A 20,200-nucleotide genomic window follows, 5' to 3' on the forward strand; every position below is an offset into this window, starting at 1 on the left:
AACCCTCTGATTCCTTTTTTCAGGCGAATAGCACCAGCGATGCCGAACATAACAACAACAGCGCGCAGATCACCTCTAATACGCGACGCCCGCGACCAGGCCCTTTATTGATCTTGCGTGCCAGCGTCGCGCTGGCGAGGGTATAACCCAGCAATACCGGATACTCCAGTACGATAGCCAGCAGCCCCAGCAGCAGTATCGCCCATCCACCCTGACCTTGTGCGCTGCCGATAAATACCGGCAACAGCGCACAAAAGAACAGTAGCGATTTGGGGTTGGAGAGTTGCAGCAGAAGACTTTCACGGAACAGCCCGCTCAACCCCTGTTGCGGGTTTGCGCGGGTTCTGACCGCAGCGGTTTGCGAAGAAAACCACAGCCGTTTCACCGCCAGCCATACCAGATACAGTGCGCCGGCATAGCGTAGCGCCGTATACATCGTGGGCCATGCCATCAGCAACGCCCCCAGTCCGATAGCGGAAAGCAGGCAGTAGATGGCATTACCGCTTAACACCCCCAGCACGGAGACCTGCGCCCGCAGCCATCCTTGCGTAAAAGCGTGACTGGTGACTTGCATCACCGCAGGGCCCGGCGTCAGGTTGAGCGCCAGGTTAGTCGAAATAAACGTGAACAGCATGCCTGATTCAATCATCATACGGACGCCCCTCTGTCTGTGGTGAAGCTAAACCCGTGAGTGATGGGATAGCGTCGTTCGCGAGAAAGCGCCATGTCGCTGATTTTTGTCCCTGGGGCTGCCTGACGGCGCTTATACTCCGCCCCTTCCAGTAACGCGGCCACCCGGCGAATATCCGCAGGCTCGAACCCTTTGGCGGCAATATCTCTGTCGGTCAGGTTCTCTTCAATCAGCATATGCAGCAAGGCATCCAGCACCTCATAAGGTGGCAGGCTGTCGCTGTCCTGCTGACCGGGTTTCAGCTCCGCACTGGGGGCTTTGGTGAGGATCGTCTGCGGGATGACGTCTAACCCCTGCATGCGGCCACTTAACGGCAGATGCTGGTTACGCCAGTGACACAGGGCATACACCTGGGTTTTATAGACGTCTTTCAGCGGATTAAATCCACCGCACATATCGCCATAGAGGGTGCAATACCCCACGGCGACCTCCGATTTATTTCCGGTCGAAAGCAGCAGGGCCTGCCACTGATTGGACAATGCCATCAGCAGCGTTCCCCGGCTGCGCGCCTGAATATTTTGCCCGGTGAGATCCTTTATCGGCTCGTCCACCAGTAAATCTGACAGCGTCTGTTCAAGCGCCGTGTGCGCCCCGGCTATCGGCAACAGGCTAAGCCCGATAGCGCAACGTTGTGCCAGCTCGCGGGCATCGTCCAGGCTGCCCTGGCTGCTGTAACGTGAGGGCAGCATCACCGCCCGTACCTGCTGCGCGCCCAGCGCATCGGCGGCGAGAACCGCAACCAGCGCGGAGTCGATACCGCCGGAAAGCCCCAACAGCACCTGTGAAAAGCCGTTTTTTCTGACGTAATCCCGCAGCCCCCACATCAGGGCCGTATAGATTTCGCCCAGGCTATCAATCTGTTCAGCACGCAGGGGCTGCCCGTTGACCGGTTGGCCTGTTTTCACCTCCAGCCGTAGTGAATAATGCGTTTCCTGCCAGGCTGGCCAGCGCTCGGTCACCTCGCCCTGGGCATTCACGACGCAGCCACCGCCGTCAAAAACCAGCTCATCCTGGCCGCCGAGCAAATTGAAATAGACCACGGGAAGCCCGGTCTCAGCGGCTCTTTGCCGCAGCACCTGTAGGCGTTGACCATATTTGTTCTGCGTCCAGGGGCTGGCGTTGAGTGAGATCAGGATCGTCGCCCCTGCCTGTTTTAACGTCTGCGACACTTCAGGGAGCCAGACGTCCTCGCAGATCATGACACCTAACAGCTGTCCGCGAAACGCCACCGGGCAAGGCTCATTGCCAGAGGCAAACCAGCGCAACTCATCAAAAACACCGTAGGTCGGCAGCTGATACTTGGCGGTAACCTGAACAATTTCGCCGCGTTCAATCAGCAGCGCGCCATTGATCAGTCTCCCCTGATAAAACCAGGGCGTTGTGAGCATCAGCGCGGTGTGCATCGTCGCCGAAACGGCAACAAGATGTTCGACGGTGCGTTCCGTCTGCTGCATAAAAGCGTGCCGCAGCACTAAATCTTCTGCCGGATACCCCGACAGCGCCATTTCCGGCAAAAATAAGAGATCGACGCCACGTAATTCAGCCTCACGCCAGGCGTGCAAAATCCGCTGGCTGTTGCCCCCGACATCACCCACTCGGCTGTTAAGCACACAGAACTCAAAACACAAATCGTCAGTCATAAAGAGATCTCCCTTACGGCAGGCAACGGAAAAAGAGTGAACAGCGTTGAGATAAGCGCATCGGGGTGCTGTTGCAGAAAAAAGTGACCGCCGGGCAAAACCGCGCTCTGAAATGAGGCGCTGGTGCAATCACGCCATGCCTGCATGCCTGCGGAGGTGGTTAATACATCATCCTGACCAGACAAGGCGATAATCGGGCAATTCACTCTGTCTGCACCTGGGGCAACCCCGCCATCAAGCAGGCGGTAATCACTCTGAATGGCGGGGGCAAACCAGGCCATAAGCTCCTGTGACGCCAGAATTTCTGGCGGCGTGCCGCCCAGTTCAGCAAGGTATGACGTCAGCGCGGGCAGATCGAACGTCGCCACGTTGCGCGAAGGCAGCTGCTGATGCGGCGCATTGATGGCACACACCACCAATGCTGCCACGCGGCGCCGTTGACGCTGCAACTGACGCGCGGCTTCAAAAGCCACCAGCGCGCCCATGCTGTAACCCAGCAGCATGACGGGCTGGTCATCGGTAAGGGTTTCTACCGCCTCATGCGCGAGTTGGCTCAGAGAGGTTGAGAAATCCTCGCTCTGACGGCTGCCGCGACCGGGATAAACAAACTGTTTCAGCGGCAGTGTGTCCGGCCAGGCTGAAGCCAGCGCAGAAAAGGCATTATCGCTGCTCCCCGCATAGCCAAAAGCGAGACATGTCATCATTCAACCCGCTCCTGTGCCAGTTGTGCGGCGAGGCGGCGACGCAATACCTTACGCTGGATTTTACCGATGGAGGTGCGCGGGATCTGGCCCGTCTCGGCGGGAAACAGCCGCCAGTGCAGCGGCGTGCCCAGTTCTGACAGCCTGATCTCCATCCTGCGCATCACGCTTTCTGCCGAACTGCCCGGCTGACAAACGAAGTAGATGCCAACCGTCTCCCCTGACTGGCAAACGCCCGTATAGCCGGCACGGACTCCGGGAATACGTTCCAACTCAGCTTCCAGCTGATAACCGGGGATCGGCAGGCCTGCAATGCCATCACCATCGCGATCGGTAATAAACAGCCGCCCCTGATGGAGCAAAGCGCGATCGCCGGTGACAAACCAGCCATCCTCAAGGAAACAGTCCTCTGCCTCACCGTTGAAATAACCACGCGTCACCGAAGGCCCACGAACCTGTAAATCACCCACTTGCCCCTCGTCGACAATTTCACCATCCCTATCGGTAATGCGCACACTCGCCGCCGGGATAGGTAAGCCGAGATCGACATAACCGTTATATTCACCCCCGTCTCCCGCTGACCAGGTCAGCCCTGAGCAGGTTTCCGACATGCCAAACGCGGGCCGCAGCGCCGAAGACTTCAGGCCCTGGGCGGCGAAACGGCTGGCACAGCGCTTCATTTGATCGCTGATACTCTCCCCGGCATTCACCAGAAAACGCAGCGAGCTAAAATCCCAGTCGGCTGCCGCTTCCATCTGGGACAGCTCGCTGAAAACGTGATTAGGCACCCAGCTCACCGTCGCCCGGCATGCGGCGGTTTCCCGTGGAAAACGCGCCAGATCTTCTCTGACCCAGGGCGTTGCCAGATGTATCTGCTGCGCGGCGCAGCAAACCGGCACAATGCCAAGAAACACAACCGCCCCAACATGATCCATCGGCATCCAGTTAAGAAACACGTCACGTTCGCTAAAATCATTCATTTGCGCAGTACCGGCCGCCATCGAAAGCAGCGCCCGCACGCTCTGAGTGACCAACTTCGGCTGACCGGTCGAGCCAGAGGTGGGAAAAATAATGGCCAAATCGTCCCCTTGTCCGACATAAGAACAGGGATCGTGGCGCGGGGTTAGCTGGTGGAATGGCGCGGCGGCAATAACCTGCATGGCGGCTTCTGGCATCTGCTGCTGGATCAGCTGAAATTGTGTTAAATCAGCCCCTGAGCCAATCATGGCGGTGGGACGAATCAAAGCCAGCGCGGCAAGCGATGCTTTTAACGCCGAAGGCTCCACGGGCCAGGGGACGCCTGCCGCCACCGGAACCGCCACCGCTCCCAGTAACAGGCAGCCCCATAATGCCAGCACGAAATCTCCCGGATCGGCCAGACGCAGTAGCACCCGGTCACCCGCGCTGATGCCCTTTTCCGCCAATACGTGGCTGACCGCCAGCGCCTGCGGATAAAATTCCGCGTAGCTCCATGCCCGACGTTGACCCGCAGCGTTGACGGTGGTCACGCCTTTTTCACTCTGCTGTGCGGCTCGTAACAGTGCCTGATGCAAAGAGGTGATATGCCACAGGGGGTGATGGGCTGCGGCACCCGATATCAGCGCTTGATTCATAGAAGATGCTCCAGCAGAAGGGCGTTGTCAGTTAAGGGCGAGACCATGTGCGTTCGCAGCCATTGCAAAGCATCACCGTCGGGTAATATGAGCGTGCAGGTATCCGCAGAGAATGGCAGCTCATCAACGGGTAATCGCCACTCCCGTTTCCAGGTGAAATCCACCCCTTCATCCGGTGACAAAGTGACATGGCGAAAATAGTGATCTTGATGTAATAACGCCAACTCATCCAGCGGCTGGTGAATGGTTTGCCTTGCTCCCTGCCGATAGAGCGCATTGCGATCGAACAGCAACCCATAGGGCGCAAAATTGATGCCGGCCTGGCGAGCATTCAGCAGCAGCCTGGCGGCCTGAATAAGCGGCGTTTCACTGAAAGCAATGCAGCGCCGTTTGCCATAGATATAGGCGGGTTGTTCACCGTGAAGCCTGCCGCGCTGCAGAAGATGAAGCAGATCGCCCAATGGCGTTTCCCCTCTCCCCGGCTTGATCCACCAGATGAGTTTGTTGCTGAGATCGGCGCGTAACCAGTTAATCATTGGCATCCTCTTGCAGTACAGATGGTTTGACTTTCCCCGACCAGTGCGGAAACTCCACCCACACCATTACCACGACAAATACGGCGCAGAGCGCCCAGCCGGTTGCCACCAGCCCAAGCCAGTCAGACAACAGCCCCCCTGCGACAATGGCTAATACCATGCCCAATGTTGACACTGAGAGCGCGCTGGAAGAGACCGCCGCCATTGCCGAAGCCGGACACTGCACGATCATATTCTTCTGGCATAAGGTGAAGGCAATTTCGAAGATAAACAGGTAGAGCGCGTAGGCCGACAGGCTAAGCCAGACCACGGGAGTCAATAAGGAGAGTTGCATCAACATGACGCTGATCAGCGCCAGCAGCCAGGGTTGATGACGCCAACTCTGGCTTTCACCCTGCATTATCAGCGCCACCGTGACCGCGCCAGCAAAAAAACTGACGCTGGCAATCGCCTGTAACAGCATCACGCCCCGCTCGCCCATATCCAGCAGCCTGATCGGCAGAAGGGTACGCGCGACATTGTGAAATCCCTGTAGCAGGGCGGTGGTGACAATCACCCAGACGAACTGACGCCGCAACTGCGGCTGCGCGCGTAACGCGTCAATCGCCGGGCGCAGCGCACTGCCATGCGCGACGGGCGCAGAGGCCTGCTGGCTATTGACGTGGCGCGATAAAAATCCATAAAGGGTGCCGGAGATAAGAAAAGTGCAGCTGTCGATTACCGCTATCCAACCCAGCGAGATCTGCTCAATCAGCGCCGCGCCCAGTAGCGAACCCAGGGCGATACCGATAAACGTACCGGTGCCAAACAGCGAAGCCGCGCGCCCCAGTAGCGGCGCCGGAACGCAGTGTTTGAGCGCGACGACGCGAGCCGCTTTGCTGATACTTTCGCTCAGACCACGCAGCGCCAGCAGCACAAATATCAGCCAGAGATGTTGATAGCCGAGGCCAATTAGCAGAGAAACGATCCCACCGGCCCATTCGCTACCGGCGGCCAGTCTGGCTGCGGGTATGCGCGACAGCAGACGACTCACCAGAGGAGCGGAAATAATCACCGCCCCCCACTGCACCGAAAATACCGCCGAAGCGAGGAAGTTACTGCCCGTCATACGCCAGATATAGACCGACAGTGACAGCATCAGTAAAAAATTACCGACGGTGCTGACCAGCGCCGCCGACCAGATAATCTGTAGTCCGCGATGGCGTAAAGTTTGAGCCAGAGTAGTCATTTCTCGCTCTCCTCCAGCGGGGCCAGCTGGTAGGCAGAGGGATTGACCTGGTACTGCTGTAACTGCTGCTGTAGCTGTTGTGCTATCCACGGGCAAAAAAGAGCCAGCAGCTGTTGCTGATCGGCAAGACGCGAATCGGGTTGTATCGCCCAGCGCATCGCCTGGCGACACCAGTCCGCCTGCTGCGGATAATGTCGGCTAAAGACGTCGCAGCATAGAAACAGGTCACGGGTATAGCAGCGTTGCTGTTCCATCGTCAGCTCGAAAGCAGCACGTACCACGGCTTTCATTATCCACTCACAAAGCAGCCGGGGTTTGCCACGCCATTCTGGCTGTGTCAGGCGCTGCTGATACTCCCGGAGACGCTGCGTCAACCAGAGCGCTTCCCCCATGATGGTCACCCCCGGCCGATAGGGTCGCAGCTGGCTGGCATAATCCTCGCCATACAACAGCAAAGACTGCGTTTTGATGAAAAAGGGCCACACGCCCAAATAGTTACCCTGCACCTCATGCTGCTGGCAGGTGGTAAATTCCAGCTCGGTTAACCCCGGCATCAGGCGCAGTAACTCAGCCGCCAGTGCGCGGTCAGCGGCGAGATGAACATCACGCGCCGGTTCAGCCAGCACGGCAAAAGCATCGAGGTCTGACAACCCTGGCACAAAGGTTCCCCTGGCTATCGAGCCGCGCAAATAGACGGCTCGCAGGGTATCGGGAAACCAGTGTTGAAATGCGCCGACCACGCATTCAGCAAAGCCGGGCGGCAGATAGGCCGCATCCGTGTCATTAATAATGTTGCCGTGCTTATCGAGGGGGAAAAAACGCCCCGGGGTGTGGGCGTCAACGGTTCGCATGGCGTGCGTCCTCCTCATCCAGCTTAGTGAAGGTGGCGATCACCGTCTGCGTGGCCGCGATGGCCGCAGGCCAGCCGTTAAACAGCGCGGTCAGTTCCAGCGCATTGACCAGCTGATCGCGTTGCCAGCCATGCTTTAGCGCGGCGGCGGTGCAAAACTCCAACATGGCGGGAGGCGTCGCGCTACCGCATGCCAGCACCAGCGCCAGCAACGTCCGCGTTTTATCATCAATTCCCTGCCCTTCAGCAAAAAAGGCTCCCAGCTCTTCCATGAAATGCTGTTTAAATGCCGGAGCCTGTAGGCGCATGCCGTGCAACAGACCATGCTGATGACCTAATGGCAGCTCCAGTTTCTCGATCGCCTTCATCCCCTGCATAAGCCGCTGATTGTCAATCTCATTCATTGATTATTCCTTGAGTTCTGCTGCGGAGTTCGCCGTTGACGAACCTGGGAGAGCGCGTGCCGCCGCCGGGCGGCGTTATCGTTGATAACAGGGGTTGCAGTGACGACAGACTGGCCCTGTGCCATAAACTGGCTGAGCGAGCGGATAGTGGGATGGGCAAAGAGATCGACCACCGCCAGCGGCTGACACAGCACCCCGGCGATACGCTCACTGGCCTGCACCATCATCAGGGAGTTCGCCCCCATTTCAAAAAAGTTGGTTTCGCAGTCCGGCAGTTCCGGCAACCCCAGCAGCTGCTGCCAAACCCCGGCGATAGCCAGCTCGTCCGGGCTCTTCATCGCTGCCTTTTTCTCCGCCTGGAGCGGCAGTTTCTGCGGCAGACGGCGGCGATCCACCTTACCGCTGGCCGTCACAGGAAGCTCTGGTAACAGCGTAAAGCGGGAAGGCACCATATAAGCGGGCAGCTTTGCCATCAGCGCCCGTTTTATCGCTTCTGGCTGCACGGCTCCCGGCGCATCTTCCGTCATCCAGGCGGCCAGGATCGGGTAACGTTCATCGCCGATGAGGTTAACCGCGCAGTGGCGGACCCCCGGCAGCTGTCCGATACAGGCATCGATCTCGCCCAGTTCAATACGATTGCCGCGCAGTTTGACCTGAAAATCCTTCCGGCCGGAGAAGGTCAGTACGCCATCACTGCGCCAGCGACCGATATCACCGCTGCGGTAAAAGCGCTGGCGTTGACCATCGGGCAACGTGCGCCAGACAAAGGCTTCAGGTGAACGTTGCCCCAAATAGCCCGGCGACAGCCCAGCGCCGGAGATGCAGATCTCGCCCAGCGCGCCCTGCGGCTGAAGTTGCCCCCGGTCGTCCATAATCATAATCAGCGTATTCGGGTTGCTGCGGCCTAATGGCACGGTCAGTGCGGCTTCATCATGCGCGCTTGCCACATGGGTGGCGCTGGTCATGGTCGCCTCGGTTGGGCCGTACTGATTGATAACGGTTAACTCGTCGCCGAAAGCACGCCACACCGCGCTCAAATCGTCACCGCGTAACCGTTCACCGTTCAGCATCAGCACGCGCAGACTGAGAGGGGGGATCGGCTCGACCAGTAGCGCACGCAGCAAGGTGGGCACCAGGGACAAGATATGAGTGACGCGCTGCTCTGCCATCAGCGCAAGAATACGGCCGGGATGCGTCACCGTCGTTTCATCCGGCAGAACGGCACAGGCACCGGATGCGAGGGTAGCAAACTGATCGCGCACGGCCGGATCGAAACTGAATGACGTCAGTTGCAGCACCCGATCGCCCTCGCCCAGCCCCAGCCGCCGAACAAGGAACTGCAAATCATGTGCAACACCGGCATGCAGGATAGGAACGCCTTTGGGTATCCCGGTAGAACCGGAGGTATACATCAGGTAACAGCGCTGGCTGGACGCCACCACCAACTCCACCGCCGTCGATGGCTGTCCCTGTGCCAGCGCGTCGATATGTGCCGGGTCAATATACAGGGCAGGACGCGCCTGCTGCCGAACCAGCTGCTGACGCTCGGTTGGCCAGAGCGGGTCAATGGGTAAATAGTAGCCCCCCGCTTTTAGCACGCCATACAGCAGTGCGATACGTGCTGCGCCTCGCGGCAGACACACCGCGACGCACGCCCCCGGCGCTAATCCGGCGGCGATCAAACCATGAGCCAGCTGGTTTGCCCAGGCATCCAGCTCGTCATAGTTGAGGCTGCCCCCCTGCCATATCAGCGCCGTCGCGCGGGGCGTGCGCTTAGCCTGTGCTTCAAACAGGCCGTGCAGCGTGGCCGTATCATCAAGGGTCGGATCGGGGTGGAATATCTGCTGCTGGTGTGCCGCAAACGACGATGGCGTCACCAGGCTGATACGCTGACTGACCTGCATGGGCGCAGCTACCATGCTGGCGAGGGTTTGCTGCCAGGATTGCGTCAGCTGCAACAGCGTGTTTTCACCAAACAGCGCGCTGCGGTAGGCGATATAGCCACTAAACGTCTCACCGCCGGTATGAAAGTGGACATTGAGATCGTATTTAGCCTGCTGGGTCAGCATGGGACAGGCGGTGACGTCCAGCCCGTCGAGGCTCAACGTCTCCAGGCTGGCGGGGTCAGACACCACCTGAATTTGAAACAGCGGGGTAATATGCAGATCGCGTAACGGATTCACTGCGTCAACAATCTCTTCGAAAGGCAATGCCGCACCCGACATGGCGCGATCGAAAGCGGCGCTCACCGCTTTAACGATATCCGTTACCGACTGCGCATCATCACAGCTGACGCGTACCGGAACATTATTCAGCAGCGGCCCAATAACCGCAGCGCTTTCAGGATCGTCACGCATGGCGATCGGCACACCAATGATTAAATCCTGCTGATGACTGTAGCGCTGCAACAGCATAAACCAGCTGGTCAGTAACACGATAAACGGCGTCACTCCCCACTGACGAGCCTGCTGTTTCACCTGTCGCCACTGCGCCGGGGAAAGGGCTAACGCCTGTATCCCGGCGCGCTGGTCGCCATTGGTATCAGGAAAATCCATCGGGAAGCGCGAGGTCTGTGGCGCATCGGCCAGCCAACGCTGCCACTGCTGACGCAGTTCGGGAAAATCTCTGTGGCGCTGCTGCGCCAGCTGGAAAAACTGGGGCGCAGGTTGTGCAGGCAGCGCATCTTGCCAGGCCAGGCGTAAATCTTCCAGCAACAGCGGCAGAGAAAGGCCATCAGCGGCAATATGGTGAAGATTGACCAACAGATAATGCCGCTGAGGCGCGGTGTTGACTAAGGCAAAGCGAATAAAACGATGCTGTGCTAAATCAAGCGGCCGATCGTGGAAAGCCTGACGAAATGCCGGGAAATCACTTTCTGCCAGCTGACAGATTTCCAGTTCAATGGCCCCATCCAGGGGATCAAGATAGTAATAAGGTTCCCGGGCATTGACCGCCAGTCGGCTCCCCAGAATCGTATGACGGTCGACCACCGCCGCGAGGGCAAGCCGCAGTCGTTCCACCGGCAAAATTCCGCTTATTTTCCAGGCGGCACACATGGAGTAATCGCTGCCCGCACCGTTCAGACGCCAGAGAAACCACAGTCGCTGCTGCATGGCCGTCAGAGGATGAGCCGTGGCGGGATCTTCCTGCAATGCCTCACCGGGCGCGGTTAGTTGCGGTGATAATGATGCCAGCACGCGCGCATAATCATCAAGATGCGGGTTCTGCATCAGCATACCGCTGGTGGCGGGAAGATCCAGTTGACGACGCACCTGGCGTGTGACCTCCATTCCCAGCAGGGAATGACCGCCGCAGGCAAAGAAATTGGCCTGGCTGTCATCAATTTCGCACCCCAGTAGCGCCTGCCAAATGTGTGCGATGCGCTGTTCCAGCCCCGGTTGAGGATGACGGACACCCGACGCCGCCTGTGAAGCAGGCAACGTTTGCGGTAAAGCATTACGATCTATTTTGCCACTGCGGGTTAGCGGCATTTGCGTTAGCGCGATATAACGTCGCGGCACCTGATAATGCGCCAGCCGGAGCGTTAGCGCCTGCCAGAGCGCCTCTTCCGTTACCCCCTCATGCCGGGTGCAATAGAAGGCAGCGAGTATCGCATTGCCCTGTCCATCTTTGCGTAATGCGACGGCACAGGCTTCCACCAGGTTGCTTGCCAGTAATGCCGCTTCAATCTCATCGATCTCAATGCGGTAACCATTAAGTTTGATCTGACGGTCGTTGCGCCCCAGATAGTAAAGCAGTCCGTCCTCGCGCAGCTCCACGCCATCGCCTGTCAGATAGCGGGTTTGATTGATGCCGCCGCCCCCGGCAAGAAACTGCTTATCCGTTAAATCGCTGCGGCGATAATAGCCGAGTCCGACACTGTCGCCGTCGATCAACAGTTCGCCGCTGATACCCACCGGCAGCGGCTGGTGATGATGGTCGACGACAGAAAGCAGTGCACCGGCTATCCCCTGGCCTAGCGGGATCGGCTCAGACTGCTCCGTGAGGGGATGCGCCAACAGATGCCATGCCACCACGTCGGCACACTCCGTCGGCCCATAGCTGTTGATAAAACGGCAGGGCGTGGCGCGCTCGGCCTGCCATTGCAGTAAGGGGGCCAGCAGTATCGGCTCACCGCCCAGCACCACGTAACGCAGGCTGTCCAGCGCACGATAATGTTGCTCTTTCGCTTCCATCAACAGTGAGTTAAACGCGGTGGGCGTACAGTTGATCACCGTCACCCGATGCTGGATCATCGCCTCGAGCACCGCCTGAGGTTCAAACAGGTCCATACAGGGAAACAGCACCTGCCCCCCGGACATCAGCGGTGCAAACAAATTTTTCTGCGTCAGGTCAAAAGAGGTATTGCTGATAATCAGCGCCCGCATCGGCCCATCGCCAACCGCCTGCTGATACCAGTTCAACAGACGTGAAATTCCGCCACGATGTACCACGGCGGCCTTGGGTCGCCCGGTAGAGCCGGAGGTAAAAATCAGCCAGCCCGCATCGCTGAGTAAGCCCGTTGTCGCAGTCCATTGATCATCGCGCTCGCCCTGCGGCAATGATCGTTCATCAAGCACCAGCGCCAGTCCGGCATCCTCAATCATGCCCTGTAACCTGGCGGCGGGCTGATGTCCATCCAGTGGCACATAGGCCGCGCCGGCCGCCCACACCGCCAGTGTCGCCGCCAGAGATTGCGGCCCCGGCGGCAAACAGATACCCACCGTACTGCCTGAGGTGATCCCCTGCTGCTGCAACCAGCGCGCGATAAATCCGACTCTTGACCAGAGACGAGCGTATGACCATCGTTCGCTTCCCCGGGCAATGGCGATAGCCTCCGGGGTTCGGCGCACCTGTTGGGCAATCTGTGTAAGCGGATCTGCGGCTGGCAGCGCCACGCTACTACTGGCAGGGTGGTTGCCGAGACGCAGATCTTGTAATAAGGCGTCCGGGTTCTGCACAGCCTGGTGTAAAAGCCGTAGCCAGGCGGCGGCGATAATGCCGGTATCGGCACTCAACGCCCCACGGCGATACTCAAACAGACACTGTGGTTGTGCGCCTGGCAGGACGGTCAGCATCAGATCAAACTTAGCCTGACGCGGTTGGTAGCGCAGTAAACTGACATCCACCCCCGGCAGCGCCAGAGCGCCTTCGCTCTCCAGGCTGAACATCACCTGGCTGGAGAGATGCGGATGGTCGGACTGTAATTGATGATAAGACGCGTGGCTAAACGCCTGACTCTCCAGCGTCTGACTGGAGAGAGCGGCAACCAGCTCGCGCAGCGTCTGTTGTGGCTGCGTGACCGCACGGCTGAACAGGGTATTCACCAGAAAACCCACGCGCTGGCCGTCATCAGGGGCGTGACGATTGGCGTAAGGCGTGAGAATAACGGTATCAGATTTACCGTACAGCTTTCCCAGCAGAAGGTGGAAGCTGGCGTTTAACCAGTGGTGCAGGCTGATGCCGCTCTCAGCAGCCAGCCCGGCAAGACGTGACCATAACAGGCCGTCAATGGGGAGCGCGAGATGGTCGGCCTGCTGCGAACCTGTGGGTTCAGGGGGAAACACCATCGGTTCCGGCGCATTCTGTAGCAAAGATCCCCACCAGCTATTGGCTTCCTCGGTTGACAGCGGCGGGCGATAGACGGCAAAAGAGGCATCGGCAGGCGGTGTGCCTTGATAGCGCAAAGCGATCCCCTCCAGTAAGAGGCCAATACTCCAGCCATCCACGGCGCTGTGATGAAATGCCAGCAGCAGCAGATGACGGTTTGTAGCCTGTTTAATCAGCTGCGCTCTCATCGGCGGGTCAACGCTCAGGTCAAATTCGGGCGCGGCAAGGCTGTCCAGCCATGCCTGCGGCGTGCCTTCCGGCGCAACCTGGGGAGTTATCGGCTCCACGCTCTTTCCCGTGCGCTGCGTCAGTCCGTTCGCCGTTTCCGCCAGCCGGATGCGCAGCGCGGGATGCCGGGCTATCTCATCATTCAATGCCTGGCAAAACCGTGCGGTATCCAGTTCGCCGTCCAGCTGTAACCCCAGGGCCAAGTGATACGCATCTCCACCATGCTGCTGCTGCCATAACCACAGTCGCGTCTGCCCTTCCGTGGCGGGAATATCGTCTGCCTCTCCCGTCAGCAATGCCAACAGCGGCTGCTTGTGTATTTTCAACTGCGCTTTCAGCGCATCATCCAGCACGCCTTTCGCCGCCCGGATACGCAATTCTCCCTGGTGATGTTGCAGCGAGACGCCCAGATCCGAGAGTTGCTGATAAAACGCCAACGTTGTTTTCATAGGGAAATTTCCTCGATATCTTCGTCGGCTGACGCACTCTGCAACCAGCAAGCCAACGCCTCCGCCTGCTCGCCCAGCACGGGGTGACGCAGCAGCAGGGCCAAAGGGATGTCGCTCTCAAAATGGTGACAGAGTTGCTGACGCAGACGTATGGCCAGCAGAGAGTTACCGCCAAGAGAGATAAAGTGAGCGTCCCTGGTCTGCGGACGCTGTCCCAGAACCTGTTGCCATATCTCTGCCAGCTGCTTCTCATCTTCGCGCTGCGGCACCTGTTGGCGGGTGATATTGGCGAGCGGCGCAGGAAGAGCATGCCGGTCAACTTTACCGTTAGGGGTCTGCGGCAAGGCAGGCATGGCCAGCCAGGCGGAGGGGATCATCCAGGGCGGTAGACGCTGTAACAAATGATGGCGTAACTGACTGATACCGGGATCGCCGTCAGCAGCAACATACCAAGCGGCCAGCTGTGGCTCTCCCGTGGCATCTTGCACCACCCCGACCACCGCCTGCTGAACAGAAGCTATCTGTAGCAGGCTTTTCTCCACCTCGGTGGTTTCAATGCGGTAACCGTGCAGCTTAATTTGATGATCGAGACGTCCAAGATAGACCAGCCTGCCGTCAGGTAATCTGCGCACGCGATCGCCGGTGCGATAGGCGCGATTTTCCAGATGACGTAGCGCGGGCGGTACGATAAATGCCGTCGCGTTCAGTTCGGGCCGTTGCAGATACCCGAGCGACAGCTTATCCCCCGCCAGCCAGAGTTCTCCGGGCATATTTTCGGCTACCGGCTGCTGGTTGCCGTCGAGCAGATAGGCGCGAGTGCCCGGCAACGGGCTACCGATCGTTTCCTCACCACCAGCATAACGGCGGGCGCAGGTGGAATAGACGGTGTCCTCAGTAGGCCCGTACAGATCCAACAAACGCGGTAACGCCACGCTATGCAGCAAACGCTCGACCAGCGTCTGGCGGAACGGTTCGCCCGCGACCAGGGCAACCTGCACGCCAGCAGGAAAAGCGTTAGCCTGTAATAACGCCTCAACGGCAGAGGGTACGGTGTTGAGCAGGGAAATGTGCTGGGGTTGTTCAATCAGGTCGAGGATACGCCCGACCAGCACACAACAGGTTCCCAGACAAAGCGGCACGAAGATCTCAAACACCGACAGGTCAAAGCAGATGGACGTGGAAGCCAATACGCGCGCGCGCTCGGTGAGGCTCAGGCTCTCCTCCGCCCATGCCAGCAGGGAGGAGATATTGCGCTGCGTGACCTGCACGCCTTTTGGCCTTCCGGTTGAACCAGAGGTATAAAGCACATAGGCCAGCGCATCCGCAGACACTGCGGCCAGCGGTCTTATAACGTCAGGGCGCAGCTGCTCTGGAGTGATAACATGATGGTCAGGGAACAATGACACATCGTGCGCCAGCACAACACGACATTGGCTATCCTGCATCATCATATTGAGACGCTCGGGCGGATAGCTCAGATCCATCGGCACGTAGCAGCCGCCGGAGGCATGAATAGCCAGCATGGCAGCAAGAAGATGGCGATCGCGCGTCATGGCTAAAGCGATACGCTCACCGGGCTGAATGTGCTGGCGTTCGAGTAACGCCGCGTAACCTTCCGCCAGCGCGCAGAGCTGTGCATAGCTGCAAACGCCCGATACATCTTCAACCGCCGGAGAATGGGGCTGACGCGTCACCTGGCGAAGAAAACGGCTCACCGTATCTTCCACCTGGCGTTGACATGCCGCAGGGCGTGTCAGTAATCCTGACGCGGCCTGTTCGGCGACCGTCAGATAGCCGACTTGAGCAACGGGGAGATCGGGCTGCGCCAGCGCGGAATCCAGCCACTGTTGCAAATGCGCCAGCAGTCGCTGTGCGCTATGGATATCCGCACGCGCGGGATCAAATTCCAGCTCCAGGACTATCTGCCCCTGCGCCGGAAAAGCCAGCAGTGACCATGCTTTTTGCGCGGCCAGCGCAGGCACAAACGGCAACGCCTCGCTGCCATCGCTTTGACAGGCAAAGACCGCGTGATAAAGGCTGTTGCGCTGCGGCTGATGCTGACGCACCTGTTGCAGCAGGGAGACATAAGGCAAAAAACGATGCTGCAACAGCCGCCGCGTTGCGCTGCCAGCCTGCTGGATCAGTTCATTCAGGCTGATATGCGCACTCAAATCCAGCGGCAACGGCAACATATTGACCGCATTGGTCAACCAGCGCGACTGCTGCGGTTCCCTGACCGATACCGGAACCCCCAGCGCTATCTGCGTCTCGCCGCTGTAACGCGCCAGCATAGCCGCAAAGCCAGCGGCCAGCAGCACGTGCAGCGTGACCCCTTGCTGCTGTGCGTATTGTCTTAACGCCGCCGTTTGTTGGCTGGTCAGGGCGTGTCGCACATTGGCGATTGCGGCGGGTTTTGCCGGTACGGGCAGGCCAAGATCCAGTTGTTCAGGCGTGGCAAGTAACGCCTTGAGCCACACGGCATCAGCCTGCCGGTCGGGGTTGGCAAGCTGTTGCAGGCCCGCCAGCATATGCGGCAGCGGCACTGCCGCAGGGGGGAAATATCCCCCCTGCAATAGCTGACGCAAATCGCTTAACAGCGTCTGTCCCGCCTGGTGATCGATCGCCGCGTGATGCACCACGATGACCAGCTCACTACGCCGTTCGCTCTGGCACAGCAACGCACAACGCCAGGGCAATTCATCCGATAAATCAAATGGCCTGGCGCGATACGCCTGTAACCAGCTCAGACGCTCACAGGGGTTGCCGTTAGCCAAATCGACCTGTTCCAGCTGCACGCCAGGCCCGCTCAGCCAACCCGTTTCGGTTAAGGTGGCACAAAGCTGCGGATGCGCCGCCCCCAGTTCGTCCAGTGCCTGCTGTACCCGTTGCGCTGACGTCGCCGCAGGAATAGCCAGCACGGTAGCCAGATTATAGAAAGGGGCTTCAGGCTGGGTTTGTTGATGTAGCCAGATCGCCTGCTGCCAGGGCGTCGGCATCAGGCTCGAGCCGGGTTGCAGATCGTTATTCACCGGCGGGACGATCGCCAGGTCGTTTATCTGGCGATCCAGAACCTCAAGCGTCATATCGTCCAGCAGCCATTCCAGCGGGATTTTTCGCCGACTCAGCTGCTCCAGCAGGGTATGCAGTTCCAGCCGCAGCAGTGAATCAACCCCCAGCGTATTCAGGGTATTACCCGGCTGCGCGTTGAGTCCTTTTTGGCTCAATAGCCGGTAGAGCGGCGAGTCCGGGCGCGGCTGCTCACCGGCAGGCGCACCTGCTGCTGAAATATCCCCCGCCTGCCACTGACTCTGCATATAACGTCGGCGTAATTTACCGCTCGACGTTTTTGCCACACTTCCGGGCTTCACCACCACCAGCTGTGCCAGCATCAGGCCATGCTGCTGGGCGATCGCGCCGCGCACGCGCTGCAACGCTTTGGCCGCATCAAAACGCCGCAGGGCATCCCGCCGGACTTCCTGCACGACCACCAGTTGATCATCAGCCATAAAGGCCACGCCATTGCCGGGGATGAACTCGCCGCAGGTCTGCTGTACGGTGAATTCAATATCTTGCGGGTAGTGATTACGCCCGCGAATAATCAGCAGCTCTTTTAAGCGCCCGGTGACATACAGTTGGCCTTGATGCATAAAGCCCAGATCGCCAGTACGCAGCGCAGGTTTAGCTTCGCCGTCCGACGGCACTAACAGTTCGGCATTGGCCTGCGGTGCATTCCAGTAGCCGGTTGTCACGCTGTCGCCACGCAGCCAGATTTCCCCCACCTCCCCATCGGTACAGCGCGTCAACCGTTCCGGGTGGGTAATCAGCACTTCAGTGCCGCCCCACAGCTGCCCGCTGCTGACCAGCGTGGTTGCCGCCTCTTCTTTTTCTGCTGGCTGGGCTTTTCCGGCGCTGAGCCGTTCGCTGCTGACGCGCAACGTGACCGCAGGCTGGCCCGCGCGATGACCCGAAACAAACAGCGTGGCTTCCGCAAGCCCGTAACAGGGATAGAGCGATCCGGCAGCAAAACCGTAAGGGGCATAGGCAGACTGAAAACGGCTCAGGGTATCGCTGCGGATCGGCTCCGCGCCGTTATAAGCCACCTGCCATCGAGAAAGATCAAGCCCTTCGCGTTCAGCCTCACTGACTTTGTTCACGCACAGGATGTAAGCGAAATCGGGGCCTCCGGTGCAGGTTGCCCCGCACGCAGCGATCAGCCGCAGCCAGCGAATGGGCTTTTGCAGAAAGGCCATTGGCGGCATTAACCAACAGCTGACGCCGAGATACAGCGGCTGCATCACGTTACCAATCAATCCCATATCGTGAAACAGGGGGAGCCAGCTGGCAAATACCGTATGATCGCCATTTCCCATGCCTTCGCGGATCGCCGCCTGGTTACTCATCAGGTTGCGATGGGTAATCACCACGCCTTTAGGATCTCCCGTCGAACCCGACGAGTACTGCAAAAAGGCGATGTCCTCCTCCCCCAGATCCGGCGACTGCCAACGGCTGATATTGGCATCGCGCGCCTGTTCAATACACAGCAGGTCAAAGCGGTTTCCCGCCTCCCGCTCGACATCTTCCAACGTTTCCTGGTTGGTCAAAATGGTTTTCGCCATGCTGCTGGCGATCAGTTTTTCCAGCCGATCGCTTTTCGACCGATTTGTGCCGGGCGGATAGGCCGATACGGCAATCGTACCGGCATACAGGCAGCCAAAAAAAGCCACGATAAAATCAATACCGGAGCGGAACTGTAGCAGCACAGGCTGACGACTCAGCCCCAGTTGTTGCAGGATGATGGCGACCTTTCGGGCCTGCCTGTCCAGCTCGGCGTAACTGAGGGTCGTGCTAACAGTTTCGCCATCGGCCAGATAGTGGAAGGCGATATGTTCGGGCCGGGTGCGCGCCCAAAACTGAATAACATGATGAAAGCAGGGAAATTGCTCAACGGAAGACGCCATATTTATCCCTCCAGACTGCCAAACTGACGACGGAAGGCGCTGATGGCATCCGCAGGCACTCGCCAGGCGCCGCAGTGGAGATTCGCCGCCTGATAACCGCGCTCTACCAGCGCCTGATAATGCGTGACGGCATGCAGGGGTTCCACCATGCCCAGCGTGGTGGGGTAGTCGAATTTAGCGGAAAGCAGGCCAGACAGAATACATCCGGTAATGTGGTGAGCGTTGTCATCATCAGCCGGGTACTGAAGCGCCCATTCCAGTGCTTTAGGCACGTAAATGCGATGCTCTATTTCTGTCGGCGCGCGTAAGGCTCCCCCTTCGGTAAAAAGAATGTCGCCTTGGGTGGTCAGACGATCGATGGCGCTGGCAACGTCAAAGCAGTGCGGATCGGAATCATCGACGATTAGCGTACCCGGCCGCAGGCGCGAGACATCCACCACATTGGGCACATTGGTTGCGCCCACCAGGGTGGTGGCTGCATAAACTTCATCCGGGCAGACACGCTGCGACGGCGCAAAACGCAGTTCTCCTTCGAAGTGCAACTCTTCGCGCAGATGGCGCATCAGCCGCGTCAGCTCTTCACTTCGCGTATAAAGATCGCACAGCGTCAGTCTGCGCGGATGCGGCAGCACGCGCAGCATCAGCGACAGCGTGGCCGTTCCCACCGAACCCAGTCCGATAAAGCTCAGATCCTCATCCGCCAGGTGACGCCCGGCAGTTTGCAGCAGCTTTTGCAGTGATAACACCACGGCCGAGGTGGTCGTTGCATGTCCGGTGGTGATGCGCGGCTGCCCGGGTTGATGTCGAATGGCAGCCCCATAACCTGTTGCCGAGGGGATCAGTCCGGTCAGTGACACCGCTTTTGCGCCCAACGTGCGGGCAATATTCAGGCTCTGTTCGACCAGCCGCACCACATCCTGGCTCTGCGAATAAATTTGCCCATAGGTGCGCGGCAGGGTCAGCGTCGCAATACGTCCTTCAGCAAGTTGGCGCACATTACTCAACAGCGGTAGGTCACCGCAGATCCCATGCGTGACGTCACGTAAGGAGAAACCTTCCCCAACCACCCGATCGTTCAGGCAGGTAATCGATACCGCATCAACGGGCTGTTCTTCTCCTACGGCGAACAGCGTCAGCAGCGGGCGCTGATCCAGCGTGAGCCAGTGAGCAGGGTGTGTTTCCAGCGTTTCCTGGATCTCATTGCTGCTACGGGCTCGCCTGGCCAGGTGCGCGAGCAGCTTATTTTTTGCTTCTGGCGTCAAAGTAGAAAATGTTGAAGAGGCATCAGACAT

11 protein-coding genes are annotated in these 20,200 nt (G+C 58.9%); all 11 read right to left on the reverse strand.

Going from position 1 to position 20,200, the window contains the following annotated elements:
* Positions 1-19 precede the first annotated feature (19 nt).
* Genes EPIR_RS17680 through EPIR_RS17730 form a run of 11 tightly spaced genes read right to left on the reverse strand, consistent with a single transcriptional unit; the run spans position 20 to position 20,200 of the window.
* The gene (locus tag EPIR_RS17680) at positions 20-652 is read right to left on the reverse strand and encodes a LysE family translocator (RefSeq protein WP_023656868.1); all 633 of its coding nucleotides are present in this window, start codon (positions 650-652) and stop codon (positions 20-22) included.
* Positions 649-2,331 carry an NAD+ synthase gene (locus EPIR_RS17685; protein ID WP_023656869.1) on the reverse strand — a complete coding sequence of 561 codons (1,683 nt, stop codon included), beginning with the start codon at positions 2,329-2,331 and terminating at the stop codon, positions 649-651. The genes EPIR_RS17680 and EPIR_RS17685 overlap by 4 nt, the downstream gene beginning before the upstream one ends.
* Complete coding sequence (locus EPIR_RS17690) at positions 2,328-3,035, reverse strand: thioesterase II family protein (protein ID WP_023656870.1); 708 nt, start codon at positions 3,033-3,035, stop codon at positions 2,328-2,330. The genes EPIR_RS17685 and EPIR_RS17690 overlap by 4 nt, the downstream gene beginning before the upstream one ends.
* Positions 3,032-4,645, reverse strand: a complete 1,614-nt coding sequence (locus EPIR_RS17695; protein WP_023656871.1) for an AMP-binding protein — start codon at positions 4,643-4,645, stop codon at positions 3,032-3,034. Before EPIR_RS17695 ends, EPIR_RS17690 begins: the two co-directional genes overlap by 4 nt.
* A complete protein-coding gene (locus EPIR_RS17700; protein WP_023656872.1) occupies positions 4,642-5,181 on the reverse strand; it encodes a hypothetical protein in 540 nt (179 codons plus the stop codon). The genes EPIR_RS17695 and EPIR_RS17700 overlap by 4 nt, the downstream gene beginning before the upstream one ends.
* On the reverse strand, positions 5,174-6,409 hold the full coding sequence (locus tag EPIR_RS17705) for an MFS transporter (RefSeq protein WP_023656873.1): 1,236 nt from the start codon (positions 6,407-6,409) through the stop codon (positions 5,174-5,176). Before EPIR_RS17705 ends, EPIR_RS17700 begins: the two co-directional genes overlap by 8 nt.
* The gene (locus EPIR_RS17710) at positions 6,406-7,260 is read right to left on the reverse strand and encodes a nucleotidyltransferase domain-containing protein (protein ID WP_023656874.1); all 855 of its coding nucleotides are present in this window, start codon (positions 7,258-7,260) and stop codon (positions 6,406-6,408) included. Before EPIR_RS17710 ends, EPIR_RS17705 begins: the two co-directional genes overlap by 4 nt.
* On the reverse strand, positions 7,247-7,663 hold the full coding sequence (locus EPIR_RS17715; protein ID WP_023656875.1) for a carboxymuconolactone decarboxylase family protein: 417 nt from the start codon (positions 7,661-7,663) through the stop codon (positions 7,247-7,249). The genes EPIR_RS17710 and EPIR_RS17715 overlap by 14 nt, the downstream gene beginning before the upstream one ends.
* Positions 7,660-13,950 carry a non-ribosomal peptide synthetase gene (locus tag EPIR_RS17720; protein ID WP_023656876.1) on the reverse strand — a complete coding sequence of 2,097 codons (6,291 nt, stop codon included), beginning with the start codon at positions 13,948-13,950 and terminating at the stop codon, positions 7,660-7,662. The genes EPIR_RS17715 and EPIR_RS17720 overlap by 4 nt, the downstream gene beginning before the upstream one ends.
* A complete protein-coding gene (locus EPIR_RS17725; RefSeq protein WP_023656877.1) occupies positions 13,947-18,908 on the reverse strand; it encodes a non-ribosomal peptide synthetase in 4,962 nt (1,653 codons plus the stop codon). Before EPIR_RS17725 ends, EPIR_RS17720 begins: the two co-directional genes overlap by 4 nt.
* A gap of 2 nt (positions 18,909-18,910) precedes the next feature.
* The gene (locus tag EPIR_RS17730) at positions 18,911-20,200 is read right to left on the reverse strand and encodes an amino acid adenylation domain protein (RefSeq protein ID WP_023656878.1); all 1,290 of its coding nucleotides are present in this window, start codon (positions 20,198-20,200) and stop codon (positions 18,911-18,913) included.

Source organism: Erwinia piriflorinigrans CFBP 5888 (assembly GCF_001050515.1).
Lineage (GTDB): Bacteria > Pseudomonadota > Gammaproteobacteria > Enterobacterales > Enterobacteriaceae > Erwinia > Erwinia piriflorinigrans.

What these genes read in the sequence shown, in the direction of transcription:
- EPIR_RS17680 (WP_023656868.1), bottom strand. Translation starts at nt 652, where the DNA reads ATGATGATTGAATCAGGCATGCTGTTCACGTTTATTTCGACTAACCTG.
- EPIR_RS17685 (WP_023656869.1), bottom strand. Translation starts at nt 2,331, where the DNA reads ATGACTGACGATTTGTGTTTTGAGTTCTGTGTGCTTAACAGCCGAGTG.
- EPIR_RS17690 (WP_023656870.1), bottom strand. Translation starts at nt 3,035, where the DNA reads ATGATGACATGTCTCGCTTTTGGCTATGCGGGGAGCAGCGATAATGCC.
- EPIR_RS17695 (WP_023656871.1), bottom strand. Translation starts at nt 4,645, where the DNA reads ATGAATCAAGCGCTGATATCGGGTGCCGCAGCCCATCACCCCCTGTGG.
- EPIR_RS17700 (WP_023656872.1), bottom strand. Translation starts at nt 5,181, where the DNA reads ATGATTAACTGGTTACGCGCCGATCTCAGCAACAAACTCATCTGGTGG.
- EPIR_RS17705 (WP_023656873.1), bottom strand. Translation starts at nt 6,409, where the DNA reads ATGACTACTCTGGCTCAAACTTTACGCCATCGCGGACTACAGATTATC.
- EPIR_RS17710 (WP_023656874.1), bottom strand. Translation starts at nt 7,260, where the DNA reads ATGCGAACCGTTGACGCCCACACCCCGGGGCGTTTTTTCCCCCTCGAT.
- EPIR_RS17715 (WP_023656875.1), bottom strand. Translation starts at nt 7,663, where the DNA reads ATGAATGAGATTGACAATCAGCGGCTTATGCAGGGGATGAAGGCGATC.
- EPIR_RS17720 (WP_023656876.1), bottom strand. Translation starts at nt 13,950, where the DNA reads ATGAAAACAACGTTGGCGTTTTATCAGCAACTCTCGGATCTGGGCGTC.
- EPIR_RS17725 (WP_023656877.1), bottom strand. Translation starts at nt 18,908, where the DNA reads ATGGCGTCTTCCGTTGAGCAATTTCCCTGCTTTCATCATGTTATTCAG.
- EPIR_RS17730 (WP_023656878.1), bottom strand. Translation starts at nt 20,200, where the DNA reads ATGTCTGATGCCTCTTCAACATTTTCTACTTTGACGCCAGAAGCAAAA.